At 71.2% G+C, this 25,237-nt stretch carries 17 protein-coding genes and 4 pseudogenes; 12 read left to right on the top strand and 9 right to left on the bottom strand.

The features are described from left to right. The first annotated feature begins 64 nt into the window (after positions 1 to 64). A complete protein-coding gene (locus ABZ876_RS12770; RefSeq protein WP_361778595.1) occupies positions 65 to 646 on the top strand; it encodes a TerD family protein in 582 nt (193 codons plus the stop codon). Positions 647 to 967: 321 nt separating this feature from the next. Here the strand turns inward: ABZ876_RS12770 and ABZ876_RS12775 are convergent, their stop codons facing one another. Continuing rightward, positions 968 to 1,171 carry a cold-shock protein gene (locus ABZ876_RS12775; protein WP_361302033.1) on the bottom strand — a complete coding sequence of 68 codons (204 nt, stop codon included), beginning with the start codon at positions 1,169 to 1,171 and terminating at the stop codon, positions 968 to 970. A gap of 256 nt (positions 1,172 to 1,427) precedes the next feature. Here ABZ876_RS12775 and ABZ876_RS12780 point away from each other — a divergent pair. The 9 genes and pseudogenes from ABZ876_RS12780 to ABZ876_RS12820 all read left to right on the top strand — a co-directional run. Further along, positions 1,428 to 1,724 (top strand): annotated as a pseudogene (locus ABZ876_RS12780) (site-specific integrase); the annotation flags it as partial. A gap of 341 nt (positions 1,725 to 2,065) precedes the next feature. After that, complete coding sequence (locus ABZ876_RS12785; protein WP_361778597.1) at positions 2,066 to 3,670, top strand: amino acid permease; 1,605 nt, start codon at positions 2,066 to 2,068, stop codon at positions 3,668 to 3,670. A 62-nt stretch (positions 3,671 to 3,732) separates the two neighbouring features. Next, on the top strand, positions 3,733 to 4,644 hold the full coding sequence (locus tag ABZ876_RS12790) for an urea amidolyase associated protein UAAP1 (protein ID WP_361778600.1): 912 nt from the start codon (positions 3,733 to 3,735) through the stop codon (positions 4,642 to 4,644). A gap of 1 nt (position 4,645) precedes the next feature. Beyond that, complete coding sequence (locus tag ABZ876_RS12795; RefSeq protein ID WP_361778603.1) at positions 4,646 to 5,446, top strand: urea amidolyase associated protein UAAP2; 801 nt, start codon at positions 4,646 to 4,648, stop codon at positions 5,444 to 5,446. Then, entirely contained in the window at positions 5,443 to 9,036 is a 3,594-nt protein-coding gene (gene uca / locus ABZ876_RS12800; RefSeq protein WP_361778606.1) for an urea carboxylase, read from the top strand. Before ABZ876_RS12795 ends, uca begins: the two co-directional genes overlap by 4 nt. Positions 9,037 to 9,041: 5 nt before the next feature. Next, the gene (locus ABZ876_RS12805) at positions 9,042 to 10,745 is read left to right on the top strand and encodes an allophanate hydrolase (RefSeq protein ID WP_361779040.1); all 1,704 of its coding nucleotides are present in this window, start codon (positions 9,042 to 9,044) and stop codon (positions 10,743 to 10,745) included. Between the two features lie 41 nt (positions 10,746 to 10,786). Beyond that, positions 10,787 to 11,467, top strand: a complete 681-nt coding sequence (locus ABZ876_RS12810) for a helix-turn-helix domain-containing protein (protein WP_361778609.1) — start codon at positions 10,787 to 10,789, stop codon at positions 11,465 to 11,467. A gap of 438 nt (positions 11,468 to 11,905) precedes the next feature. Then, positions 11,906 to 12,025, top strand: a pseudogene (locus ABZ876_RS12815) (IS110 family transposase); the annotation flags it as partial. Positions 12,026 to 12,085: 60 nt separating this feature from the next. Continuing rightward, positions 12,086 to 12,347 (top strand): annotated as a pseudogene (locus ABZ876_RS12820) (single-stranded DNA-binding protein); the annotation flags it as partial. Positions 12,348 to 12,763: 416 nt separating this feature from the next. Here the strand turns inward: ABZ876_RS12820 and ABZ876_RS12825 are convergent. After that, positions 12,764 to 13,591, bottom strand: a complete 828-nt coding sequence (locus ABZ876_RS12825; RefSeq protein ID WP_361778612.1) for a zinc-binding dehydrogenase — start codon at positions 13,589 to 13,591, stop codon at positions 12,764 to 12,766. Between the two features lie 84 nt (positions 13,592 to 13,675). Next, on the bottom strand, positions 13,676 to 13,984 hold the full coding sequence (locus tag ABZ876_RS12830) for a hypothetical protein (RefSeq protein WP_361778615.1): 309 nt from the start codon (positions 13,982 to 13,984) through the stop codon (positions 13,676 to 13,678). Between the two features lie 735 nt (positions 13,985 to 14,719). On the opposite strand from ABZ876_RS12830, the gene ABZ876_RS12835 reads away from it, so the two are divergent. Continuing rightward, positions 14,720 to 15,625: an oxidoreductase gene (locus ABZ876_RS12835; RefSeq protein WP_361778618.1), complete on the top strand. Its 906-nt coding sequence runs from the start codon at positions 14,720 to 14,722 to the stop codon at positions 15,623 to 15,625. 307 nt (positions 15,626 to 15,932) lie between these two features. On the opposite strand, the gene ABZ876_RS12840 is transcribed toward ABZ876_RS12835, so the two are convergent. The 4 genes from ABZ876_RS12840 to ABZ876_RS12855 all read right to left on the bottom strand — a co-directional run bounded on the left by ABZ876_RS12840 (position 15,933) and on the right by ABZ876_RS12855 (position 20,343). Further along, the gene (locus ABZ876_RS12840) at positions 15,933 to 17,066 is read right to left on the bottom strand and encodes a hypothetical protein (protein WP_361778621.1); all 1,134 of its coding nucleotides are present in this window, start codon (positions 17,064 to 17,066) and stop codon (positions 15,933 to 15,935) included. A 535-nt stretch (positions 17,067 to 17,601) separates the two neighbouring features. Beyond that, complete coding sequence (locus ABZ876_RS12845) at positions 17,602 to 18,132, bottom strand: type VII secretion target (RefSeq protein ID WP_361778624.1); 531 nt, start codon at positions 18,130 to 18,132, stop codon at positions 17,602 to 17,604. A 20-nt stretch (positions 18,133 to 18,152) separates the two neighbouring features. After that, positions 18,153 to 18,623 (bottom strand): hypothetical protein, encoded by a 471-nt coding sequence (locus ABZ876_RS12850; protein WP_361778627.1) that lies wholly within the window; start codon positions 18,621 to 18,623, stop codon positions 18,153 to 18,155. 58 nt (positions 18,624 to 18,681) lie between these two features. Further along, complete coding sequence (locus tag ABZ876_RS12855; RefSeq protein WP_361778630.1) at positions 18,682 to 20,343, bottom strand: alpha/beta hydrolase; 1,662 nt, start codon at positions 20,341 to 20,343, stop codon at positions 18,682 to 18,684. A 1,119-nt stretch (positions 20,344 to 21,462) separates the two neighbouring features. Here ABZ876_RS12855 and ABZ876_RS12860 point away from each other — a divergent pair. Next, positions 21,463 to 21,654, top strand: coding sequence for a helix-turn-helix transcriptional regulator (locus ABZ876_RS12860; protein WP_361779043.1), 192 nt, complete (start codon positions 21,463 to 21,465; stop codon positions 21,652 to 21,654). A 228-nt stretch (positions 21,655 to 21,882) separates the two neighbouring features. On the opposite strand, the pseudogene ABZ876_RS12865 reads toward ABZ876_RS12860, so the two are convergent. Further along, a pseudogene (locus tag ABZ876_RS12865) lies at positions 21,883 to 23,463 on the bottom strand (ABC transporter ATP-binding protein); the annotation flags it as partial. Then, a complete protein-coding gene (locus tag ABZ876_RS12870; protein WP_361778633.1) occupies positions 23,460 to 25,148 on the bottom strand; it encodes an ABC transporter ATP-binding protein in 1,689 nt (562 codons plus the stop codon). The pseudogene ABZ876_RS12865 and the gene ABZ876_RS12870, both read right to left, overlap by 4 nt. Between the last annotated feature and the right edge of the window lie 89 nt (positions 25,149 to 25,237).

Below are 25,237 nucleotides of genomic sequence, written 5' to 3' on the forward strand. Positions count from 1 at the left end.
CGCCCGCTCCCGCGGCACCGACCCCCACTCCTGCGCTGCCGAGCCACCCCCTGCGACCGCACTCATGCCGGGACAGAACCTGGTGCTGCCCGAGGAGGCCTGGCAAGAGCTGCGCATCGCCTTCAGCTTCGCAGGCGCCGACGCCGACGCCGACCTCACCCTCTTCCTGACCGACACGGGCGGCCAGGTCACCTGCGACGAGGACTTCGTCTTCTACAACCAGCCCTCCGCCGACCACGGTGCGGCCCGCCTGCTGGGCAAGCAGACCGGGGGCCCGCACACCGTCGAACGCGCAGCCCTCCACATTGCCGCCCTGCCAGCCCACATCCAGCGCGTCACGATCGCCATCGACATGGACGTCGACACTGGCCTGACCTGCAGCGCCCTACTGGCTGGCCGTACGCCCGGCGCCGTGCGGCGTCGGAGGCACTGTTCGCGGAGCGCGGCTGACGACGCCGTGGGTGCTGTGCCTGCCGCGGGTCATCACCCGCTGCGCGTACGTGCCCAGGAATCGGGCGAGGTCGGCTGGGTGCATCGTCGGCTGGGCCGGGTCGTTCTCGGGTCCCACTCGCGGACGTCCAGGGCGTTCCAGGCCGAGATGCACAGCTGGACGCAGTTGCGCTTGGAGCCTTCGGCCGGTCGGTAGATCCGCGCCCGCGGGCCGAAGCCGCGCTGAGTGAGCTGCCAGTTGGTCTTGGCGAGCTGCCTGACCACCTTGCGGCCGTCCGAGTGCCGTCCGGCGCGCCGCTCCTCCTCCGGCAGGGTGGCGGGCAGGCCGTAGCGCTTTCTTCGCCGTCTTCTTCGCGCCCGGGGCGCCGGGACGACGTCGCCCGCCGCCCCGGCAAGCCCCCAGGCGAAGGGCGGGCGGGCGCCGGAGTCCCGGAACGGACCGGGCCCTGGTGGCCTCCGGGACAAATGAGCCCCGGCCGGTGAGTGCATCCCGGCCGGGGCTCATTTGCGTGAGGTGTTACAGGGGGCGGATGTTCTCCGCCTGCGGGCCCTTCTGGCCCTGCGTGACGTCGAACTCGACCTTCTGACCCTCCTGCAGCTCACGGAAGCCCTGGCTCTGAATGTTCGAGTAGTGGGCGAACACGTCCGGGCCGCCGCCGTCCTGCTCGATGAAGCCGAAGCCCTTTTCCGCGTTGAACCACTTCACAGTGCCCTTGGCCATGTGCCTGTCTCCTTCGAAGGGACTTGTATCGGGTCCCGCACCGTGCGGGATCCGGAGGTGATCGCCCTGGTCCGGAGAGGCGTTGAACATCAAAAACGCCCGCGATTGCGATCACGGGCGAACGGGACTTCGGAACCACGACTGCTGATCACGACGCTACACCGGTTGGTGCCGCTCGACCACATGGTTACCGGTCAGCGTGGCGCATAGCCCATACTTGCGTGTCCGTCTGGGCAGCGCAGGTCAGAACCGCTTTCCCGGCCTCGGACGGAAGAAGCTCGCCAAGCTCACCGCCGAGGAAGTCCGCACCTGGCTCAACCAGCTCCGCACCACTTGCCAGTGCTGCACCCGCGGCCTGGACACCGCCCGAGACCAACCCCGCTGTTGCGCCACGGGAAAGTGCTGCTTCCAGCGGCTCTCGCGGCTGCCCCTGACCTACATCCACTCCGTGCTCAAGTCCGCCCCGGAGCACTCGGTGCGCGAGGAAGAGATCCCGCGCAACGTCGCCCGCAACGTCCGCACCGTCGCCCCACGGCCCCGCCGCCTCGAACCTCGCGCTCGCCGGGTTCGGCGGACACAGCGTCGTGCTGATCGCTTCTGCGTCGGCTCCGGTTGCTGGTCCAGCCCGACACGGTGGGCGCAGGGCGAGAATCTCCGCGTCCTTGTCGCGGCCGCTCATCCGTTGCGGGCCACAGCGCCATCGCCCTCGCCCACCCGGGCCACGGCCTCTCCTTCGACGGGCGCCGCTTGCGGGAACTGGCAGGCAGTCATCTTCGGGGCGGGCCCGCGGATACACGAAGTTAACTCCCCGGACTCGGGTGTGAGACCGGTCCGGCCGACGATCGCAATACCTATCAAGCGACAGGTATCTGTCGACCGATCGGAGGTGCGGCGATGAGCCGGCCCGAACTCCCCCTTGCGCAGGACCCTGGCAGTGGTGGCACGACCAGCCACACACTCTTCGGCTACCAGCAGGAACTCCGCCGCGGCGTAGGCGGCTTCGCGTCGTTCGCCGCGGGGTTCTCCTTCGTGTCGATCCTCACCACCGTCTTCCAGCTGTTCGGGCTGGGCTTCGGTCTCGGCGGCGCGGCGTTCTTCTGGACGTGGCCGCTGGTCTTCGCGGGCCAACTGCTGGTCGCGCTGTGTTTCGCCGAACTGGCCGCGCGCTGGCCCATATCCGGGGCGATCTACCAGTGGTCGAGCCGGCTGGCCGGCACCACGACGGGCTGGTTCGTCGGCTGGATCATGATCATCGGGCAGATCCTCACGGTCGCGGCGGCCGCGATCGCGGCACAGGCGGTGCTGCCGGGCATCTGGTCCGGGTTCCAGATCGTCGGCGGTCCGAGCGGCGATCCGTCGGTGGGCTCCCCGACCGGCGCGCAGAACGCGGTCCTGCTGGGATGCGTCCTGCTGGTCATCACCACGGTGGTGAACATCCTGGGCATCCGCCAGATGGCCGCCGCCACCAGCTTCGGCGTCACGGTCGAGATCATCGGCGTGCTCGCACTGGTGCTGATCCTGTTCTTCCTGCCCGAGCGTGGTCCGCAGGCGGTGGCCCAGCCCACCGGCTGGGCCGGCCACGGCGGCTACTTCGGGGCCTTTCTCGCGTCCTCGCTGATGGCGGCGTACGTGATGGTCGGCTTCGACTCGGCGGGCGAGCTGGCGGAGGAGACCCACAGCCCGCGCCGAACCACTCCCCGGACCATCCTGCGGGCGCTGATCACCTCGGGTGTCGGGGGCGCGTTGCTGATCGTCTCGGGGCTGATGGCGGCGCGAAGTCTGACCGACGGACAACTGGCCGCCGGTGGTCTGTCCTGGGTGCTCACCGACCGGCTCGGCGGGGTTCTGGGCCGACTGCTGCTGTGTTGCGTGGCGGTCGCGGTGTTCGCCTGCACCCTGGCCGTGCAGACCTCCGGGGCTCGGATGATGTACTCCATGGCCCGCGAAGGCGCCCTGCCTTTCCACCGGCACCTCGGCAAGGTATCGGCCCGCACCGCTACGCCGATCACCACGTCGATCGTGGTGGGCGTCGGCGCCGCGATCGCGCTCGTGGTCAACATCCGCCAGTCGGCGATCTTCACCGCCCTCTCCAGCCTCTGCATCGCCCTGCTGTACCTGGCCTATCTGGGCGTGACGGTGCCGCTGCTGGTCACCCGGATCCGGCAGCGGGGCAGCGGCGGGCTGCCGGTGGGCGTCGACGAGACCGGCCGGCCCCTGTTCTCGCTGGGCCGATGGGGAGTGGCGGTCAATGCGCTCGCCGTGATCTACCAGGCCGGTATGACGGTCAACCTGATCTGGCCCCGTGCAGAGATCTACGACCTCACCGGCGGCACGTGGTGGCTGCGGTGGAGCGCCCTGCTGTTCATCGGGCTCAGCCTGGCCGCCGGTGCCGGCTACTTCCTCGCCCGCAGGCTGCACCGCCGTATCGAGCTGAGGCACGTACCGCACACGCACACCGAGCCGACCCTGGACGCGCAGGCCGTCGCCGAGCCCGCCTGAGGGTCCGTGTGACACGAGCGGAGGCACCGATGACGTACCGACGAAGGGACGACGGGACATCCATGACCACCACCGAGAGCTCGACCGCCGTGCCGCCACACGGCCGCTACCCGGCCGGGCAGACGCCCACGCGCGCCCGTGATCTGCGCCTGACCGACAGTGTCCACAGTGCCCGCGACGACGCCCGCGCCCAGGGCGGGCAGGTCGGCGCGTGGATGCCGTACCTGCCGGCGTCGGACAGCCCGTACTGCCCGCCGGGGGTGGACGCGACCGCCTTGGTATGGGCGGAGACGGTGGCGCCCGGCGGCTACACACACAAAATCCTTGCCCGCGGCACACGGCTGCGCTTCGACGACCCGAGCGGTGACGCCTGCGCCCACCTGCTGCTCTTCAACGCCCTGGAGCCGGCGGAGCGGCTCAACGTCGCCGACACCCAGAAGGTGCCCTGGCAAGCCTATCCGGGCAAGGACCATCCGCTGCTGTCCGGCGACGGCCGGATCCTGGCGGTGGTCAGCGATGACTCCTCCGGCCGGCACGACGCCTTCTGCGGCACCACCACCGACGCCTGGAACGAGCGCAAGTACGGTGACGCCCGCCCCGAGGGGCCGTCGCCGTCCGGCCGCGGGCTCTTCCTCAAAGCGGCCGCCAAGCACGGTCTGAGCCGGCGCGACCTGCCACCCAGCCTGTCCTTCTTCCAGGGCGTGCGCGTCGAAGCGGACGGCACCCTGACCTGGCAGGGCAGCGCGGGGGCGGGCACGCAGGTCGAACTCGTCGCGGAGATGCCCCTGTTGGTGCTGGTCGCCAATGTCGCCCATCCGCTGGACCCTCGTCCCGGCTATGTGGTCGGCCCACTGCGGGTGCACGCCTGGCGCGGTGCCCCGACCGGCCCCGGCGAGCCGCGGTTCACCGCCACTCCGGAACTGCACCGGGCCTACCTCAACACCGTCGACTACTGCGAAGCCCGGGGGCTGTGACATGGCGAGCACGCGGACCGAGACCAGGCCCGTCAACTACCCGACCGCCGCCGGCGGCACGGTCGCCTCCACCGTCCCCGTGGGCGCCGTGTACGCGGAGGGCTCTCCCCTGGATCGGGGAGCGAGCCTGGTCGAGGGCGCCGTCGTCCTGAACGAGACGGTGGCCCCCAACGCGCCCTGGTCGGCGGTGGTGCGGACGGGGCACGTCCTGACGATCGTCGACGTCGGCGGCAACCAGTCGGCCGACTGTCTGCTCTACAACGCGGACGATCCCGAGGAGCGCTACAGCGTCCCCGACACCCTGGCCTGGCAGGGCAACGCCTATGTGCGCACCGGCACCGTGCTGCGCAGCAGCGAGGGCCGCCCGTTGATGACCGTCGTCGCCAACGAGGTCGACCGCCAGGACACCATCGGCGGCGCGTGCGGCAAGGAGTCCAACACCCTGCGCTACGGCCATCATGTGATGTTCCAGCACGGCTGCCGTGAGAACTTCCTCGCCGAGGCCGGCCGGCGTGGCCTCGGGGTGCGGGACATCGTCTCCAACCTCAACTGGTTCATGAACGTGCCCGTCGAGGCGGACGGCGCGCTGGGCATCGTGGACGGCATGTCGGCGCCGGGCCGTCGGGTTGCGGTTCGCGCCGAGACGGATGTGCTGGTGATGGTGTCCAACTGTCCGCAGATGAACAACCCGTGCAACGACTTCAACCCCACTCCGCTGCGGATGATCGTCGTGGAGCCGGCACCGGTCGCCGGTGACTCACGGTCCGCGCACGCCGCCCGCACCGCGAAGGAGGGCGCGTGATCCGCCCCACCGCCGTTCTCGTCGCCAACCGCGGTGAGATAGCCCGCCGTGTGATCCGCACCGCCCGGAAGATGGGCCTGGGTACCGTCGCCGTCTTCTCCGACGCCGACCGCGCCGCCCCGCACGTCCGCGAGGCCGACCACGCGGTCCGCCTCGGTCCGGCGCCCGCCCGCGCGTCGTATCTGCGCGGCGAGGCGATCATCGAGGCCGCGCTCGCCCAGGGCGCGGGCATCATCCACCCCGGCTACGGCTTCCTCTCCGAGAACACCGTCTTCGCCCGTGCCGTCGAGGAGGCCGGTCTGCGTTTCGCGGGACCGACCGCCGACCAGATCACCGCCTTCGGTGAGAAGCACACCGCACGCGCCTTGGCCAAGGCCGCCGGAGTGCCGCTGCTGGCCGGGACGGAACTGCTGGCAGACGCCGAGGAGGCTGTCACCGCGGCCTCCTCGATCGGGCTGCCCGTGATGGTCAAGGCCACCGGCGGTGGCGGCGGCATCGGCATGCAGGCCTGCGCCACCGCCGACGAGGTGCGCGAGGCATTCGCCCGCGTCGCGGCGCTCGCGGAGTCCAACTTCGGGTCCGCCGGGGTGTTCCTGGAGCGCCTCGTGCGCCCCGCCCGCCATGTCGAGGTGCAGGTCTTCGGCGACGGCACCGGCCGGATCGCCGTCTTCGGCGACCGAGACTGCTCGTTGCAGCGCCGCAACCAGAAGGTGATCGAGGAGGCCCCGGCCCCGGCCCTGCCTCCTCATGTGCGGGCACTGCTGCACGACTCCTCGCGGCGGCTGCTCGCCTCGGTCGGCTACCGGGGCGCGGGGACCGTGGAGTTCGTCTACGACCCCGTGCGCGAGGAGGCCGCCTTCCTGGAGGTCAACACCCGTCTCCAGGTCGAGCATCCGGTGACCGAGGAGGCGTACGGCGTCGACCTCGTCGAACTGATGCTCGCCCTGGCCCGCGACGGCTGGGTCGAGGACGCGGTGTTCGAGCGGGAGTGGACGCCCGCCGGGCATGCCGTGGAGGCTCGCGTCTACGCCGAGGATTCCGGCAAGGACTCGCTGCCGTCCTCGGGCCTGATCACCCGGGCGGCCTTCCCCGGCCAGGGCGCCGACAACATGCCCGGCGTGCGCGTCGACGGCTTTGCCGAAACCGGTCTGGAAGTCTCGCCGTACTACGACCCCATGCTCGCCAAGGTGATCGCGAGGGGCCCCACCCGGGACGCCGCATTCGACGTGCTCGGCCAGGCCCTGGCCGCGAGCCGGATCGACGGCATTGTCACCAACCTGGGCCTGCTGCGCGAGCTGGCCGTGCGGGGCGAGGTGCGCGAGGCGGTGCACAGCACCAGCACGCTCGCCACCACCGTCGACCCCGAGCCGCGCGTCGACGTCCTGGTGCCGGGCGCGATGACCACCGTCCAGGACCTTCCGGGCCGGCTCGGCTACTGGCACGTGGGCGTACCGCCGAGCGGCCCCTTCGACGCCGTCTCCTTCGCCGAGGCGAATCTGGCCGTCGGCAACCCGGCCCAGGCGCCTGGCCTGGAGGTCACCGCGGGCGGGCTGACCCTGCGCTTCTCGGCCGCCACCGTGGTCGCCGTCACCGGCGCCCCCGTCCCGGTCACGGTGGACGGCAGCGCGGCAGCCCTGTGGGAGCCCGTCACGGTCCCGGCCGGCGCCACCCTGGTGCTGGGCGCCTGCCGGGGGCCGGGTCTGCGCACCTATGTGGCCGTCCGGGGCGGCATCGACGTACCCGAATACCTGGGCAGCGCCTCTACGTTCACCCTCGGCGGCTTCGGCGGGCACGGCGGTCGGGCGCTGCGCGCCGGGGATGTGCTTCGACCCGGAGCTTCGGCGACGGCCGGTGGCGGCCCGACCCCGCCCGAGCGCCGGCCGGCGATCACCTCGCACTGGCGGATCGGTGTCACCGAAGGGCCGCACGCGGCGCCCGAGTTCTTCACCCGCGGGGACATCGACACCCTCTACGCCACCGACTACAAGGTGCACCACAACTCGGCCCGCACCGGCGTCCGCCTGATCGGGCCCAAGCCGCGGTGGGCACGCCAGGACGGCGGTGAGGCGGGCCTGCACCCCTCCAACATCCACGACACGCCGTACGCGGTGGGAGCCCTGGACTTCACCGGCGACACACCGATCATCCTGGGCCCCGACGGTCCGTCCCTCGGCGGGTTCGTCTGCCCCGCGGTGGTCGCCAGCGGCGAACTGTGGAAACTCGGCCAGCTCCGCCCCGGCGACACCGTCCGCTTCGTACCGGTCAGGGAAGCCGAGGCGGCCGCCCTCGATGCCCGCCGCTCCTCCCCCACGCTGATCAGCACGGGCGGAGACGGCGACGACGGCGTACTCGGCCGCCTGGAGGCCACCGATGCCCGCCCCGCCGTCACCTACCGCCGAGACGGCGACGACAACGTCCTGGTCGAGTACGGCCCCATGGTCCTCGACCTCGGCCTGAGGATGCGGGTCCACGCCCTGCAGGAGACTCTCGCCGGCCACGCGCCCGACGGCATCCTCGACGTCACCCCGGGCATCCGCTCCCTCCAGATCCACACCGACGCCCGGCGGCTGAAGGCCCGTGACCTCACCGCCCTGCTGCGCGAGCTGGAGGACGAAGTCCCGCCCAGCGACGAACTGGTGGTCCCCTCCCGCACGGTGCGGCTGCCGCTCAGCTGGGACGACCCGGCCACCCGGCTCGCCATCGAGCGGTACATGGCCGGGGTGCGCGACGACGCCCCGTGGTGCCCCTGGAACATCGAGTTCATCCGCCGTGTCAACGGCCTTCGGACCGCCGACGACGTCTACCGCACCGTCTTCGACGCCTCCTACCTGGTGCTCGGCCTCGGCGACGTCTATCTCGGCGCCCCCGTCGCCACCCCGCTCGACCCACGGCACCGCCTGGTGACCACCAAGTACAACCCGGCCCGCACCTGGACCGCGGAGAACTCCGTCGGCATCGGCGGCGCCTACTTGTGCATCTACGGCATGGAAGGCCCCGGCGGCTACCAGTTCGTCGGCCGCACCGTGCAGATCTGGAACCGGTTCCGCAAGGGCGGCCTGTTCCGGGACTCGCCTTGGGCGCTGCGCTTCTTCGACCGCATCGAGTGGTATCCCGTCACCGCGGAGGAACTACTCGAACTGCGGGCCGAGACCGACGCCGGGCGCGGCGACTTCGCGACCGAGGAGGGCACCTTCTCGATCGCCGAGTACAACGCCTTCCTTGCCGCGGAGGCCGACTCGATCGCCGCGTTCCGCCGGCGGCAGAGCACCGCCTTCGAGGCCGAGAAGCAACGCTGGCGAGCCGCGGGAGAGTTCGACCGCGCCGACGATCCCGAACCCGTGACCGCCACTGCTGCCGTCACCCTGCCGGACGGGGCGGTCCCGGTCATCGCGCCGTACACCGCCACCGTCTGGCAGATCGCCGCCGAGCCAGGCGCCACCATCGCGAGCGGCGATGCGATCCTCTCCCTGGAGGCGATGAAAATGGAGTCCAAGGTGAACGCCCCCACCGCCGGGACACTGCTGGAGATCTACGTCAAGCCCGGTGAGCAGGTCGCCCCCGGCCAGATCCTCGCGGCGGTGCGGGCATGAACGCCATGACACCGACCGCACGCGTCCAGGCCGCCTACGACCGGATCGAGGGCGTCGGCCGGCCCGAGATCTGGATCCACCTCAGGCCACGCGAGGAGGTGCTCGCCGAGGCGGACGGTGTCGACCCGGCGCTGCCGCTGGCCGGTCTGGTGGTGGCCGTCAAGGACAACATCGACGTGGCCGGCCTCCCCACCACCGCGGGCGCCCCGTCGTACTCCTACGAACCGCAGACCGACGCGCCCGCGGTGGCGCGGCTGCGCGCGGCCGGCGCGGTGGTGCTCGGCAAGACCAACCTGGACCAGTTCGCCACCGGCCTGGTCGGCACCCGTAGCCCCTACGGCGCGGTGCGCAACGCCTGGGACGCGGCCCGTATCTCCGGCGGGTCGTCCTCCGGATCCGCCGTCGCGGTGGCGCTGGGCGTCGCCGACATCGCGCTCGGCACCGACACGGCCGGCTCCGGGCGGGTGCCCGCCGCCCTCAACGGCATCGTCGGCGTCAAGCCCACCAAGGGTCTGGTGCCCGTGACCGGGGTTGTCCCCGCCTGCTACACGCTCGACTGCGTGACCGTCTTCGCCCGCGACCTGCAACTGGCCCGCACCGCCGCGGAGTTCACCGAAGGCCCCGATCCGGCCGATCCGCTCTCCCGTACCGGCACCCAGCTTCCGCCGCCCCCCGCGCGCCCGCGGATCGCCGTACCGGCCGGGGAGCATCTGACCGGCATGGCCGACGGCTGGCGCGAAGCCTTCGACGCCGCCGTCGCCCACCTGGCGGGCACCGGGACGGAGATCGTCGAAACCGACATCACCCCGCTGCTTCAGGCCGCGGATTTGCTGTACGGCGGCGCGTTCGTCGCCGAGCGGTACGCCGCCGTGGGCGCGCATCTGGAGAAGCACCGCGACCTGATCGGGGCGGACCTCGATCCGACCGTCGCCGCCATCGTGCTGGCAGGCCGGGAGAAGACCGCCGCCGACTGGGCCGCCGACACCGCCAGGCTCGCCGCGCTCGGCGCCGCCGGACGCGCGGTGCTCGACGGCTGTACAGCTCTCCTGACGCCGACCACCACCTGGCATCCCACCCTCGATGAGGTGGCGGCCGACCCGGTCGGCGCCAACGCCCGGTTGGGACGGTTCACCAACTTCGCCAACCTGCTGGACTGCGCCTCGCTCGCCGTTCCCGCCGGGTTCGTGGACGGCCTGCCGTTCGGCGTGATGTTCACCGGACCGGCCTTCTCCGACCGCGCCCTGGCCGCGCTGGCCGAGCGGTTCGCCAACCCCGGGCTCGACCTGTTCGTGGTCGGCGCCCACCTCACCGGTCAGCCCCTCAATGCCCAGCTGGTGCAGGCCGGCGGCACCCTGACCGGCCCGGCCCGCACCACAGGCGGCTACCGGCTGTACGCCCTGGCCACCGAGCCGCCCAAGCCGGGCCTGCTCCGGGTCACCGAGGGCGGGCGGGACGCCGGCGCCGGGGCGGGTCACGCCACGGCGTCAGGCGGCGACGCGCGGACGGGCGTCGAGGGGGAGATCTGGCGGCTACCCGCTGCCGGGTTCGGGACGTTCACCGCCGCCGTGCCCGCGCCGCTGACCATCGGCACCGTCGAACTGGCCGACGGGCGGCAGGTCTGCGGCTTCCTCGTCGAGCCGTACGCCGTCGAGGGCGCGCCCGACATCACCCGCTTCGGTGGCTGGCGGGCGTACACGGCGTCCGCGTGACCGGAGGCCGCAGGGCGGACACCTGGTGGCAGGATGGGGCCATGACGACGCGTCCCCGTCAAGGCAGGCCCCGGCACACGCCGCCGTCCGACCATGACACCTCCGCCCGGGAGCAGATCCTCGACGCCGCCGGGGCGCTCTTCGTCGACCATGGGATCACCAGCACCAGCACCCGCATGATCGCCGAGCGGGTCGGCATCAGGCAGGCCTCGCTCTACTACCACTTCGCCACCAAGGAGGAGATCCTCGCCGAGCTGCTGGCGACGTCCGTGCGGCCCAGTCTGCAGATGGTGGACCGGATCCGGGCCCTGGTGCCCGAGCAAGCGGATGCGGCCGCCGCACTCTACGCCGTGGCCGCTATGGACGTACGCACCCTCTCCCGCACTCCGTACAACATCGGCACGCTCTATCTGCTGCCGGAAGTGCGGGCCGAGCGGTTCGACGCCTTCCGGGCCGAGCGGGGCCGTCTGCAGTCGAGCTACGGCACGCTGGGCACCCTGGCGGCGACCGAGGACGTCACGCGCGGCCTGCCCGCCGAGCGGCTCGGTGAACTGCTGATCCAGCTGGTGGAGGTTGTCATCCAGATACGGCGCTCCCGTGAGCCGGATGCGGCTGACACCGAGACCATCGCGTCGTCGTGCCTGCGCCTGTGCGGGCTCGGAGAGCCGGCGGTGGCCGCCGCCCGGGAGGAGGGCCGGACGCTGCTGAGCAGCCTGGACTGACCGCCGGCCCACCGCACACCCTCCAACGCCGTCATGCAGCAGCTCAGCCTTCACCAGGCCCTCGGTGTCTGTCTGCCGGCGCGGGTCGGCGGCGGCACTCGTGGGGTGATTCGCGGCGGCGGCCGTCGTCGCCTTCGCGGTGGTGCCATGCGCAGGCCAGCGAGGCCCGCAGGCGAAAGCGGGGAGGACGCCCGGGCACGGCTCGCGCTCGGAGGCGCGACGGCAGCATGGAGCGGGCCGGCGGTCAGGGCGCGGTGGCGCTTGCCATCCGCGCGATCGTTCGAGCAGCGGGGCGGAAGGTCCCGAACGCTCCCCGCACACATGACCGACTCCTCCCTGGAGGCCGGCAGCGCGAAACGCCGTTCGCGACGAAACGGCATGCCCCGCCTGAGAACCCGGGTTCGGGCCCCTTGCCGGCCGGGGTCAGCCTGTGGCCGCTACCACGACCGCTGCGGGGCCCGGGGAAAGACCCACGTGCAAGCCCTCCTCCGCCTTGCCCGACAACGGATCAGCGTGCTGTTCGCAATGCTCCGCGACGGCACCTTCTGCAAACCCCGAGCGCGCCTGCGCCGGTGTGGTTCTGGCGCGGGGGTGCGCCAGGACCCGCGTGGACTCGCGGTGGCAGGCGAGACCGTCATCACCGTCGTCGGCAACCCGGTCGACGATGCCGAGCTTCGATTCATGCCCGCCGGTGCGGCGGTCGCCACGGTCCGCGTCGCCTCCACCCCGAGCACCTTCAACGGCCAGACGAAAGAGTGGAAGGACGGCGAGAGCCTGTTCCCGACCTGCTCGGTCTGACCTCTGACGCCAGGTGGCGGAGAACGTCGCCGAGATGCGCGGTCCTGCTTCGGTTCTCCGACAACAACTCCGCCGCCGGACAGCACATGGCCGGCCACCAGGAGTGGATCAAGCGCGGTCTGGACGACGGGGTCTTCCTGCTGGTCGGCAGCATCCAGAGCCGGGCCTCGGCGGCGCGATCCCGGCCCACAAAACGTCGCGCGAGGAGCTGCAGAAGCGCGTCGAGGAGGACCCGTTCGTCGCCCAGGACGTGCTCACGGCCGAGGTCATCGAGATCGCGCCGGGCAGCACGGACGAGAGGCTCAGCTTCCTGCTGTGACGCCCCGGTTGGCCTCCCGTCGCGGTGGCTGACCCGCGCACCGGGACCCGCCAGGGAGCCCGGCCCCGGCATGCCCCGGTCAGCCACCTGCCCTGCCGATCGGTCTCCTTGGCAGTCCTGATCACCAGCGGAAGCGTTCGAGTCAGCGGGCGGGCGGGTCGGCGCCACCCGGCCGGTGGTCAGCCGCGTGGCCGCCGGGGCAGAACGGTGACGGACTGGGCGTTGTGGAGGACTGCGCGCAGGCAGCGCCAGCCACTCCACCCGCTCCCCGCCCGCATTGATGTTCGGGGATGCCTGCTCGATGCCCGCTCGGGCAGCTGCAGCTGGGGCCGGAGCACGATCTTGCCGTGGGTGTGCTGCTGCTCCAGCTCGCGGAAGGCGTCTCGCACCTGTTCCAGCGGGTAGGTGCGGGCGATCGGCACCTCCAACTGCCCGCTGGCGGCAAGCCGGGCCAGCTCGCCGAGCACGACCGCACACGCCGCCGCGCCTTCTCCGTAGGTCCGCGCGCCGACCTCGGCCGGGGCCTGCCAGTCGCGGATCGTGTTGATTCGCTCGGGCCGCACGCCCAGCTCCACTGCCAGTGCCACGTAGCCGTCGCCGAAGGTGTCGATGAACGCGTCGACCCTGCCGCCGGACGCCTGACGGATCCGCTCGGCCACGCCTGGCCCGTACTCGACCGGGAGGACACCGCGATCCTTCAACCAATCGTGGTTCCGCTCGCTCGCCGGCCCGATCACCGTGGCGCCGCGCCGCCGCGCGAGCTGCACGGCAAGCGGCCCGACTCCGCCCGCCGCACCGGAGACGACGACCGTGTCGTCCGGGCCGGGGTCCACCGCGAACACGGTAGCGTAGGCAGTCGTGCCGGCCACGTACGGCGCCCCGGCCACCTCCCAGGCCAACCCCGCCGGACGGGAGACCAGGTTCACGTCGTCGACCACGACGAACTGCGCATGGGCCGCCACCGGGAAAACCGAGGAGGTCAGCGCGCGAGAGTGGTCGGTCGACACGATGCCGAACGTGCCACTGATCGACACGCGGTGGCCGCTGTGCCAGTGCTACCGCTGCCGGGGCGAAGGCACGCCGACACGACGCTAACGCCCCTTGGCGATGGCCTCGCGGACGAGGTCTTCCCACCCCAGGTCGGCGGCCACCCTGACCGCATCCTTGGCCACCACCGTGTCACGGGTGGTCTGGCGCGCCTGGTGGCCGCCGACACCTGCGGCGATGAGCAGCGATTTGAGCTTGGCGTCGTGTCCTGGCGCGAACGTGCTTTGGGTCGTCGCGGTACAGCCGGTCGTCTTCTGCTGCCAGGCCTTGTCACCGCCGACGTTCTCGTGGATGAGTACCTCGAAGGCGTAACTGCCGCAGGCGCAGGGGTGGTTGGTGTTCGGTGTAGTCATGGCAAGGATCATAAGGGCGTAATGCGCCGGTCTGTGCAGTGATCGTCCGGACCAGCCGGATCAGGCCGGGGCCTGTCGTGGGGTCTTCGTGGCTCTCCCTGGACACAGAAGATCGCCCCGGGGCCCGATGCCCGGGGCGGTCTTCTGTGCGGCGGGAGGGCCGTCCGTGGGCTCAGGCGGCGATGGCCGGCCGGAACCGGATCGGAGCCAGAGCGGTGCGGCCGGAGAGAGGTGTGGGCACTCCCATGGTGTGGCGGCCGAGTCGCGCCGTACTCGTGAAACCGCACCGCCTGCATTGCGTGATCACCGCACTTTCTCGTCCGGACAAGGCTTGGCCGGCCGCGCGCCAGAGGGCCGACGCCGACCGTGCCACCGCGTTCAGAGAACAAGCGCGGATCCGTATTCCCAGAAGCACTACGAAGGCAATGCCGTCCGCGTCCACGACCCATCTGTGGCTGACTCGCACCGTGCAACTCGGGCCCCGGGACATCGACGGAGAGTGACGGCGAAGGTGGCCGCACGTGGGGAATTCTCAATGGCCGCCGACAGCAGAACAGCGGCACAAGGTCTGAAAGCTCGTCCCGACCGACGCTCTCTTGCCAGGTCCAACGACTTTGCGGCGGTGGTTATTTCCCGAAAGGGATGTGACGTTTCGCCCAGCTCGTTGACCTGTCGCAGCACACCGTGGCGGCCCCATACTCCGGGACCTGACGAACCGACGGATGAAGGAGCACGGTGAGCGCAGCGGCGGCAGCAGGGACCTGGATGCTCGGGGACCTGGAGGTGAATCGCATCGGCTACGGCGCGATGCGGCTGACGGGCAACGGCATGATGGGCAACTCCGACGGCAGGCCGATCGACCGCGATGTCGCCGTCGGCCTGCTGCACAGCGCGTTCGAGCAGGGGGTCAACCACATCGACACGGCCTCCTTCTACTTCTCACCACTGCGGTCCGCGAACGAGCTCATCAACCGAGCACTCTCGTCCTGGTCCGGCGGTGTGGTCGTGGTGACCAAGGTCGGCCCGGCGCGTGATCCCTCCGGCGAGTGGATCACCATGGCTCGCCCCGACCAGCTGCGTGGCCAGGTCGAGGAGAACCTGCGCCAGCTCGGCCGGGACTGCCTGGACGTGGTGAACCTGCGCGCCGGCGGCCCCCGCACGGCCTCGATCGCCGAGCACTTCGGCGCTCTCGCTGAGCTGCGCGAGGCCGGCTTGGTCCGGCACCTCGGGCTCTCGGGTGTCCTGCCTGAGCACGTGGCCGAGGCCCAGAAGATCGCGCCCGTGGTCTGCGTGCAGAACTCCTACGGCCTGGACTGGCGCCGTGCCGACGAGAGCGGGCTGGTGGACCTGTGCGGGGAGCAGGGCATCGCCTTCGTCCCGTTCTTCGCGGTCTCCGGCCTGCGGCGCGAGGCAGCCGCAGGCCAGGAGCACGATGCGCGAGTCCACTCCGTCGCGTGCGCCCACCGTGCGACGCCGGCCCAGGTACGGCTCGCCTGGACCCTCCACCGCGGTCCGCACGTGCTGGCCATTCCCGGCACCAGGAACCCGGCACACCTCGCGGAGAACATCGCCGCCGGAAGCCTGCGCCTGACCGAAGAGGAATTGGCCCTCCTCGACAAGCCGGACGAGGGCACCGGCTGAGTCTCTGCTCGCGATGCTCGGTGAACTTCCCCAGTCCGTTGAGAACCGGACCGAGTGGGGCGAGGAGTGTCTCTGATCGTTTTCAGGAATCGCCATCAGCTGCGCATGAACGCCGTACTCACCTGCTTCAGGTGCGAAACGGCATTCGCCTGAACCCCCTGCATTCCAGGTGAGCAGGTTGTCCGACGTGTGGGGGCAGGTTCGTGCCCGCGCTGGCCCTCTGATGTGCTGGGCCGGGCGCCCCACAACGTGCGGCGCCCCGCACCGGAATCGGCGGTCGGTGCGGGGCGCGGCATCGGAGGTTGTGTCAGCCGACGCAGCCGGTCACGATGACGGGGCTGCCCGCGCAGTTGGTGGGAATGTTGCGCCGGATCTCCGACCGGTTCACCGTGAACTGCGTGTCGGTCCACACGCCGCCCGGTGCCACGGTCGAGGCGTTGTTGTTCACCTCACTGTGATCGAGCGTCACCGCAGCACTGAGGTTGTAGATGCCGCCGGCCTGTGACGTGCCGGAGCCGTTCGCGCTGTTGCGGTCGACCGAGCTGTTCCGCAGCATCAGAGTGCCGGCGGGATTGTTGTAGATGCCGCCGCCCTGGCCGTTGGAGCCTCCTGCGACGTTGCCTGAGACCTCGGTATTGATGAGCGTCAGCGAGACCGCGTTCCAGATCCCGCCGCCCTGCGCACCTGTGGTGGTGTTGTCGATGATCTTGCTGTTGATGAAGTGGACGGGGCCGCTTTCTGTGTCGATGCCACCGCCGTCAAAGCTGCTGGTGTTGTTCTTCAGGGTGGTATTGCGGAAGACCGCGATACCGTCCTCGTGACCGATGGCCCCGCCAACCCCGGCGTTGTTGTGTGTGAATTCGACGCTGTCGGTGGTGACGGTGCCGTCCGCTTGCAGGCCTCCACCCTCTCCCGCGTTGTTGAAGGTGAACTCGCTACGGGTGATGTACGCCGTGGCGCCACCCACGACAAAAACGCCGCCTCCCTCGATGTCGGCCTGGTTGTTGTCGAGGGTGACCTTGTCGAGCTTCAGATTGCCGGAGCTGTCGACGAGGATGCCTCCCCCCGCATCGGGCGCGTTGCCGCCGCGGATCGTGACGCCGTCGAGCCGGAGGTCACCGGTGGGGGTGACGTGGAAGATGCGGAAGGCACCGGCCGTCAGCCCGTCGCGGACGATCGTGGAGTCGCGGCCCTCGACGGTGAGCTGCCTGTCGATGGGGGGCAGTCCGTCGGCGCCGGCGTAGGCGGTGGTCAGGTGGTAGGTGCAGTGGCGGGCGAGGACGAGGGTGGATCCCGCGGGCGCCGTGGCGAGCGCGTTGATCAGGGCCGTGGTGTCGCACGGCACCGAAATGCCGCGGGCCGCGACGGCCGGTACCGCGCTCACACCGTTGACCACGATCGTGGCCAGGGCGGCGATGGCGGACAGGGTGGTGTATCGCATGGCTCTCCTTGAAGCGCTGGGAAGCCCGGAGCAGAGACAAATCCCTCGCCCATGTCCCGGACACTGGGAGCAAAGCCGCCTCCCGCGCCCCGTCCCGTGCGCCGCAAGGCCTCCTCACCCACACACAGCAGCAGATTCGGTCAAGAGGCCGCATCAGCGTCCAACCCGTCTGTAGGACGATGACACTTTCCATCACCTCCAGCAGAGGTCCTGCGCAGGCGGGAACTCAATCCGCGAGAACCGTTCCTCGATTGCGGCACGCGATGCCACGGCTGCCCCCTCTGCCAAGTCGACGTTGCCGCCCTTGCAGCAGGCCTTCGAGAAGAACAGGAAGGCACTGTACGACTGGTATGAGAGCGGGATCGCCGAGATGGACGTGGCGGCATAGCCGTACCGTGAGTTCGCCCCACGACCTCCTGGCCCGGCCCACCGGCAGCCGCACGTGAGCGGCGAGTTGGGTTATCTCGGGGCAGGCGGCCCATCGGGAAACCGCTCTGTTGCCCGTTGATCCTGTCGGTCAGGCATGCGTAGCGGTTCAGCCGAAGTCGTTCGTACCGGGCGTGGGAGGGGCGGTGACGGTTTCGTGGTACGTCGGCATATTGGTGCCGTACGAGGTGCGCGGGTCCAGTGGTCCGTCGCCGGACGGCCGGCCGCCCGGGTCGAATCCTGGGGCGCCGCCCGGGTGGCCGACGGGGTGCTGCCCGCTCCCGCGCGGGCGCAGCACCGCGGGCATCGCACCGGGGGTGGCCTGTGTCGCGGTGTGCGTGCCGGTCTTCTCGAAGTCCTGGGAGACCCGCTCGTCGTTCCACTCATGGCCGTCCGCCGACGACCTGAGGTTGTCCCCGCCGGCCTGTACGCGGGCGTGCAGACCGTCGAGGGCCGGCTTCCAGCTGGTGGCGATCTCCGTGAGGGTGGGTCCGATCGACCAGCCGGTGAGTGAACCGCCCGCGGTCCCGGCCTCCTTGACGGCCTTGTCGGCGGGGTCCTCCATGGTTCGGGCTATGTCGTCGCAGGCTCCGGCTGAGGCGCGTAGTTCTGCCGGGTCGACATCGGTGCGCTGGGACACGTCCGGTTCCTCTCAGGCGTTCAGAACTGCTGCTGCTTGACGCCGGGCGACAGCATGCAGGGGGTGCGTACGGAGAAGGAGAGGCGCTGTGGCTTCGCTTTGCCGGAGCCGACGGTCTCGGCCGTGACCCGATAGGAGTTCTCCTTGTTGTTGGCCCTGAACACCGCCGATGAGTAGGCGTCTTTGAACTCCCGGTACCCGGTGACCTCGTACCCCTGCTGGGTGAGTTCCCGGCGGAGCGTCCGCACGACGCGTGTGTGTTCCGTGACAGGGGCCGGGGAGTAGACGTAGTAGAAGAGGCTGTACCGGCCGTCCTTGGCGATCTCGTCGTTCGCCCCGATACACGCCTCGAAGTTCGCCTTGGCCGTCGAGGGGACGAGTCCCACATCCGTGAGCCGGGCCATGTATGCGGTGTAGTCCTTGGCCCATTTCAGCGCGGCCTTTTTTTCCATGCGGGGCAGCGGGGCATTCGGGGCGTCACTCTGGGACATACAACCTCCAGTCAGGACCATGGCCGCGGAGACACCGAGGAATGCGCGGAGAAGGGGGTTACAGACCGGGGACGACGTAGGCGCCCGGCGGCAGCTCGCCGCCCTCCTTCGGAACCTCCGTCGGCTGCCTTCCCGCGATGACTGCTCCCTGGTTGTCGAGAGAGTCGCTGTCCTTGTCCCAGTAGCCGCTGTGGCCGTGGGTATCGACTTCGAAGTTGTTGCCACCGAAGCCTCCAAGCATCGGGTCGCGGCCGAGGGTGAGGTCGGAGGCGTGGTTGATGACGGCGTCGTCCTTCGCGCCGCCGATCCACACATGCTCCGGATCCATCTGCAGATCGCTCGCTTCGTCCACGGTCATCCCCGGGCTGCCGACGACCACGATGTCGTCCGCGCCCAGGCCGGAGCCTCCAGCGGCGGCGGCACCGACCACTGTGGAGCCGTAGCTGTGGCCGAGGACGGTGGTGTGACTCGGCGGCCCGTCGTGCGAGGCCTGCGTGCCCGCCACGAACTGACGCAGGTCCGGAGCGGCGTCTTCGGCCCGGCCGGTCCCGCCGACGCTGTTGAAGTCGGTCGTGGACGCTTCGGGAGCGTCGTAGCCGAGCCAGGTGATCATCGCCACGCTCTCGCCGTCGGACCGATTCTCCGCCGCCGCCTGCAACCTGCCGATGCGCTCGATCTGACCGGGTACTGCGTCCATGTTCGTATTGGTGCCCGGCACCAGGATCCCGGTGTGCGCCGCCGTGTCCGGATTGCCTTTCGCGACGATGGCCCGTCCGTCGTCCTTGGAGTCGTAGCCGAGGAGGTACAGCTCCTTGCCTTCGGGCGCGCCGTCCGCGGCCTCGAGCTGGTCATTGAGCACCTGAGCGTTGTTCAGACGCCTGTTGACCGTCTCCAGGCTTTCGCCCGGGAACTCTTCGCTGTATTTGCCCTCCCGGAGCATATTGAGCTCCTGGGCGAGGGCCGTGCGATTGGCATCGTCGCGTACGTCCGTCGGCAGGCCGTCGGTCGCGCCGATCTTCTTCGGATAGAGCGCAGTGTAGGTCTGACGCTCCTCGGGGCTGAGGGCCTTCCACCACTCGGCGGCGGCCTTCGGGTCGTCCTCGGGGATCTGCGGGGGCCGGACGCCCACCGCCTTCATCGCTCGCTCGGTGTCCCGAGCGGATTCCGCTGCAGCGTCATGACTCAACGGGTCGGTGAGGATGTCTCCGTTCAGCTCCGCAAGGGCCTTCGCGCCGTCGTCGCTGGCCTTGTGCGCGGCGGTCAGGGCCTCGTCGATGGCTGCGCGGTGTTGCCCGAGCAGGGCGCTCCGATCCGCGACGATCATCCGCGCGTCGGGGTCTTGGCGTGGAAGGTCCATGGTCGTCGGGTCGCTGATCCAGCCGTCGTCATCGACCTCGAAGCCGTCCCCCTCCGCACGCCGCACCGCGTTGCGCAGATCCGTCTGAGCCTGCTCCATCCAGAACCTTGTGGTGTCCAGGACCTCGGCGACGGCCATGGCCTCCGTCTCGACCACGCCGATCCGCGATTCGACGTCCTCCAGATAGAAGAGGGCCGAGTCCGCGTCGTCGCCCTTCCAGGAGTGATGCAGTGGCCCGGTGACCTGCCGGCGGTGGCGGTCCGTCAAAGAGTCCATGGTCGTCGACAGCTTGCGCCAGGTCTGGGCCGCGGCATCCAGGTCGGAGAAGTCCTGCTTCAGCAGCCGGGCGAAGTCAGACGCCATGTCGGCTCCCGCTTGACCAGCGCAAGCGCCCTTCGGCGCAGGACGAGCCAACGCAAGCAGACATAAGGCAACCCCCGTTGCTCCCGCTCACTCATGAGTTCGAAGTGTCACCCTAGCCGACTGCCCTGCTATCCAGCACAGTTGGTGGCTTGGACAGCCACCGTGCGCAGCTCGGTGACCGGCCTGACGCTCGAAAGTGAGGCACGATCGCCCGGGGCTGAAGCAGGTGGATGACCGGGCTGCCGCATATCACTGAATCACTGCGGGATCTACGACAACCAACGTTGAGGCGGGCCACCCGAGTGGACGGACGTAGTCGACCCCGAGCCGCAGGGCCGGGGAACGCCTTCCCCGGCCGGAAATGTGCCCGGCGCGTCCGGCTCGGCACGTTCGCGGTCCTGCTCCGCCTGCTGTCGCGCTTCCCACCCCGCGAACTGGATCTTGGACTGCCGGCGTTCAGCGTACGACTGGTCGTCGGCCGCCCGGAGTCGGCGGACCACTTCGAACCCTCGGGGATGAGCCGGACGTCCGGCGGGTGCTGTCGGCGCTTCGTGCCTGTGTCGCACGTAAGGCACTCCATGGCGTCGATTGACTGATTCCCGCCCCCATGCCCTCTTACCCAACGGGTAGCAAGGATCGTGCTCGTGACGGTACCCGTGAGACGGGGCGACTTGGGGAGGGTTTGTGATCAGAGTGCTTCTGGTCCATGAGAACCGCCTGCTGCGGTCAGCACTGGCGGCGCTGTTGGGGCAGGACAATGGTCTGGAAGTCGCCACATCCGACTGGGAGGGTGCGGTGTCGGAGGCCTGCTCGCTGTCGCCACAGGTGTGTGTGGTGGACGTGGACACGCCCGTCGCTGCGGTGGCCGCCCACGGGCCGGAGCCGAGTCGGCTGGCCGACCTGGCCGCGCTGTCCGACGGCTCGCGCGGTCCCGGTCTGCTGGTGCTGGCCGCACCCGGCAGACCGGGCCTGCTTCGCAGAATGTGGCGGGCTCGCCCGCTGGGCTTCCTGAACAAGGACGCGGCGCCGGACGCGTTACTCAGGGCCATCCGGCAGGTCGCCGAAGGGGAACCCTTCGTCGACAGCTCGCTCGGCTACGACTTCCTGCGGGCGTCCGAGATGCCGCTCACCCCGCGGGAGCTCAGTGTGCTGTCCCTGGCCGCCGAAGGCGCGTCCGTCTCGGAGATAGCGCGCAGCCTGCACCTGTGCAACGGCACGGTGCGCAACTACATGGCCGCCATCACCCGCAAGACCGGAGGCCGCAACCGGGTCGACGCCATCCGTATCTCCCACAGTGCCGGGTGGCTGTGAACCGTCGCCCCACGCGCCGACCAGGTCGCGGTAGAGGGCTGAGCGACGCAGCAGCTCCTCATGGGTGCCGCCGAGCGCCTGCGCGCCGTCCAGGACCAGCACCCGGTCCGCCCGGCGCGCGGAGCTGAGGCGGTGGGCGACCACCACCAGAGTGCCGCCGGCCCGGGCGGCGAAGGCCCGCTCGACGCGCGCCTCGGCCGCCGGGTCCAGGTGGCAGGTCGCCTCGTCCAGCAGCGCGACCGGCGCGGGGCTGAGCCAGGCGCGGGCCAGCGCGATCAGCTGCCGCTCTCCGGCGGAAAGCGCCGTCGGATCCAGCTCGGCGTCCCAGCCGCCCAGCCGGGCCACGAGCTCCGCCATGCCCAGCGCCCCGGCGGCCGACCGCAGTTCGGTGTCGGTGGCGGGCGCGGCGAGCGGGCGCAGATAGCCGAGGTTGTCGCGCAGTGTCCCGGTGAAGACATAGGCCTCCTGGGGGATGAGGACCCGCAGTGCGGCCTGCCGGGCCGGTTCGCTCCCGGCCACCGCCGCGCCGTGCACCCGCACCTGCCCGGCGTGCGGCACGAGGGTCCCGGCCATCAGAGCGGCGAGCGTCGACTTGCCGACCCCGCTCGGCCCCACCACGGCCAGCCACTCGCCGGGCGCCACGGCCAGGTCGAGGCCGTCCACCACGGGCCGGGCGCCCGCGCCGTAGGCGAACGTCACCCCCCTCAGCTCCACCGCCGGCGCCCGCCGGTCCGCGCGCACCCGTGGCTGCGCCGGGGACGGCGGTGGTGCGGGGTCGGGGACTGCGGTCAGCCGGTCGATGACGACGGTCAGCCTGGTGCCCGCGCCGGCGAAGCCGTGCACCAGCGCCTGCAACGCCGGGGAGAGCGACTGCGTCAGGTAGGTCAGCGCGCCGAGCAGGGCACCGGCGGTCACCCCGCGGGCCGCCAGCCAGGGCGCGGTGACCAGTAGGAGGACCATGGGCAGCCGGCTGCCGACCGCCAGGGCGACGATCCGCAGCGTGCCCCACCGGGCGAGCACCCGAGCGGCCCGGTATTCGGCGGCGATCCGCTCCTCGACTCGCCGCCCGACCCGGTCCTCCGCCCCGCAGGCGACCACGTCGCGCAGCCCGGCGGCGGTGTCCTGCATCTCATCTGCCATCTCCTCGCCCGCGGCCAGGAAGGCCCGCTGCCGGGCCGCCATGGGCCGCAGCGACGCGGCGAACACCGCAAGCCCCGCCACAAGCGGCACCCCCACCACGGGCAGCAGCGTGGGCGACAGGGACACCAGGCCCGCCAGCGCCCCGGCGGCGGTGAACACGAACGACCGGGCCACCATCAGCAGTCCCGCGAAGCTCTCGCGGGCGATCTCGACCTGCTGAGTCAGCCGCGCGACGGCGCCGGAGGCCGGCTTGCGCAGGGCACCGTGCACCACCCGACGTACCAGGGCGTCCCGCAGCGGTTCGGCGAGCGCGGCGACGCCGGCGTAGGAGCGTCCGGTGCCGACGGCGCCGAGCAGGATGCCGACCGCACCCGCGGCCAGCCAGCCCAGACCGACGCCCGGCCGCCCCGAGAGAAAACCCGAGTCCACGGCATGGGCCATCGCATAGCCGCCGAGGAAGGTCTGTCCTGTCTCCAGAAGCGACCACAACGCCAGCACCACCAGCACTGTGGCCCGCCGCCGCAGGAACCGCAGCCCATGCCGCACCAGGGGGTACCGGCGACTGCCCGGTCCGGTGAAGCTCCGCTCCTGCGCGGGCACCGGGCGGGCGGCCTCTCCCGCGGCGGGACGCCTTCGAAGAGCCGTCCGCAAGCGGGCATGCGGCCTCATTCGTCCTCCTCGGCGAAGACAGCCCGGTACCCCGGCAGCCGCCACAGTTCACGGTGCGGGGCAAGTGCCCTGATGCGGCCGCCGTCGAGCCAGGCGACGGTGTCGGCGCGGGCGGCGGTGGCCGCACGGTGTGCGATGACCAGGCGGGTGCGGCCGCCGGTGTGGTGCATCAGGGCTTCGGTGACGTGTCGTTCGGTGACGGTGTCGAGGCTGGAGGTGGCGTCGTCCAGGATGAGCAGCCTGCCGGCATGGGCGAAGGCGCGCGCCAGGCCCAGGCGTTGGGCCTCGCCGCCGGACAGCGGGGCGACGGTCAAGGGCGTGCGGTAGCCGTGGGGCAAGAGTTTGACGAAGCCGTCGGCGCAGGCCGCCCGGGCCGCCGCCCTGACGCGGTCCGGGTCGGCTGCGGGGGCGGCGTAGCCGATGGCGTCGGCAATCGTCTGGCCGAACAGCGCGGGCCGTTCGAAGGCGTAGCCGATCGCGGCGCGCAGCGCTGCCCGGTCGAGTTCGTCCAGCGGCACGCCGTCGAGGGTGACCACGCCGCGGTCCGGATCGGCCAGTCGGCCGGCCACCGCGGCGAGCAGGGACTTGCCGGATCCCGAGCGCCCCACCACGGCGAGCGAGGTGCCGCCGGGGACCACCAGGTCAACCTCGCGCAGTACTCTTTCGCCGCCGCGCACCACGCTCACCCCGCGCAGCTCCAGCCGGCCCGGGCCCACCGGCAGCCGGCGGCTGCCGTACGCGATGGGGGGCAGATCGAGCAGGGCGTCGGTGCGGGCGGCCGCGGCTCGGGCCCGGACCAGGGCGTCCAGCCGGCCGACGATCACGCCGATGCCGGCGGCGAGCACGGCGTAGCGGGACGCGGCGAGGAGGTCGCCGACGCTGAGCCGGCCGCCGGCCAGCCGCAGCCCGCCGACTGCGACCACCGCGGTCTGCAGCAGCGGGACGAGCGCGGACGCCTGAGCGGTGGCCCGGCCCTGGATGTGCCACATGCGGTGGCCGTGGCGGCTCAGTTCGGGCAGAGCGCGCAGGATGCGGGCGCTTTCGCGGGCCTGTGTGCCGGCGGCGGCGATGGTGCGGGCGCCGGCGACGGCTTCCGCGAGCGGTTGGGCGATGGCGGCCTGGGCCTGCTGGTAGCGGGTGACGCAGTCGGTGCCGGCCCGGGCGAAGGCGCGCAGCAGCGCGATGAGCAGCGGAGCACCGAGCAGGAAGACACCCATCAGCCACGGGTCGGTCAGACCCAGCGCGACGATGGCGCCCAACGGCGTGGCGAGCGCGGCGAGCAGGGCGGCGACCGAGGTGGGCTCGGTGCCGGCGGCTGCCGCATTGCCGGTGCAGCGGACCACCACGTCGCCGACGGTGAACCGTTCGGCGGTGGCGGGGCCCGCGGCGAGGACGCGGCGGATGAGCCGGCGGCGCAGCCAGGCCGTGGTGCGGGCGTCGGTGATGCCGGTCAGCCAGGTCTGCAGCGCGTCGCAGAGGGCGACGGCGGCCAGCAGGCAGCCGCACACCAGTGTCCAGCGGGTGGTGGCCGAACGGTCCTCGTGGGCGAGCAGCAGGTCGAGGGTGCGGCCGAGTGCGGCCGGCACTGTGAGCGCGGCGGCCGAGCCGCAGAGGGTGACCGCGCAGAGAGCGGCGGCCTGCAAGGCGCTGTGCCGCATGGCGGACTGCCCGCTGCTCTTCGTCATGCGCACCCTCCTGCCGAAGCCCCGAAGCCCCGAAGCCCCGAAGCCCCAAAGCCCGCCGAAGCCTGAAGCCGAAGCCTGCTGAAGCCGGG

The sequence above is a fragment of the Streptomyces sp. NPDC046931 genome (assembly GCF_040644655.1).
Lineage (GTDB): Bacteria > Actinomycetota > Actinomycetes > Streptomycetales > Streptomycetaceae > Streptomyces.

Coding starts and splice junctions, on each gene's coding strand:
- ABZ876_RS12770 (WP_361778595.1), top strand. CDS start 65: ATGCCGGGACAGAACCTGGTGCTGCCCGAGGAGGCCTGGCAAGAGCTG.
- ABZ876_RS12775 (WP_361302033.1), bottom strand. CDS start 1,171: ATGGCCAAGGGCACTGTGAAGTGGTTCAACGCGGAAAAGGGCTTCGGC.
- ABZ876_RS12785 (WP_361778597.1), top strand. CDS start 2,066: ATGAGCCGGCCCGAACTCCCCCTTGCGCAGGACCCTGGCAGTGGTGGC.
- ABZ876_RS12790 (WP_361778600.1), top strand. CDS start 3,733: ATGACCACCACCGAGAGCTCGACCGCCGTGCCGCCACACGGCCGCTAC.
- ABZ876_RS12795 (WP_361778603.1), top strand. CDS start 4,646: ATGGCGAGCACGCGGACCGAGACCAGGCCCGTCAACTACCCGACCGCC.
- ABZ876_RS12805 (WP_361779040.1), top strand. CDS start 9,042: ATGACACCGACCGCACGCGTCCAGGCCGCCTACGACCGGATCGAGGGC.
- ABZ876_RS12810 (WP_361778609.1), top strand. CDS start 10,787: ATGACGACGCGTCCCCGTCAAGGCAGGCCCCGGCACACGCCGCCGTCC.
- ABZ876_RS12830 (WP_361778615.1), bottom strand. CDS start 13,984: ATGACTACACCGAACACCAACCACCCCTGCGCCTGCGGCAGTTACGCC.
- ABZ876_RS12840 (WP_361778621.1), bottom strand. CDS start 17,066: ATGCGATACACCACCCTGTCCGCCATCGCCGCCCTGGCCACGATCGTG.
- ABZ876_RS12850 (WP_361778627.1), bottom strand. CDS start 18,623: ATGTCCCAGAGTGACGCCCCGAATGCCCCGCTGCCCCGCATGGAAAAA.
- ABZ876_RS12855 (WP_361778630.1), bottom strand. CDS start 20,343: ATGGCGTCTGACTTCGCCCGGCTGCTGAAGCAGGACTTCTCCGACCTG.
- ABZ876_RS12860 (WP_361779043.1), top strand. CDS start 21,463: ATGCCGCTCACCCCGCGGGAGCTCAGTGTGCTGTCCCTGGCCGCCGAA.
- ABZ876_RS12870 (WP_361778633.1), bottom strand. CDS start 25,148: ATGACGAAGAGCAGCGGGCAGTCCGCCATGCGGCACAGCGCCTTGCAG.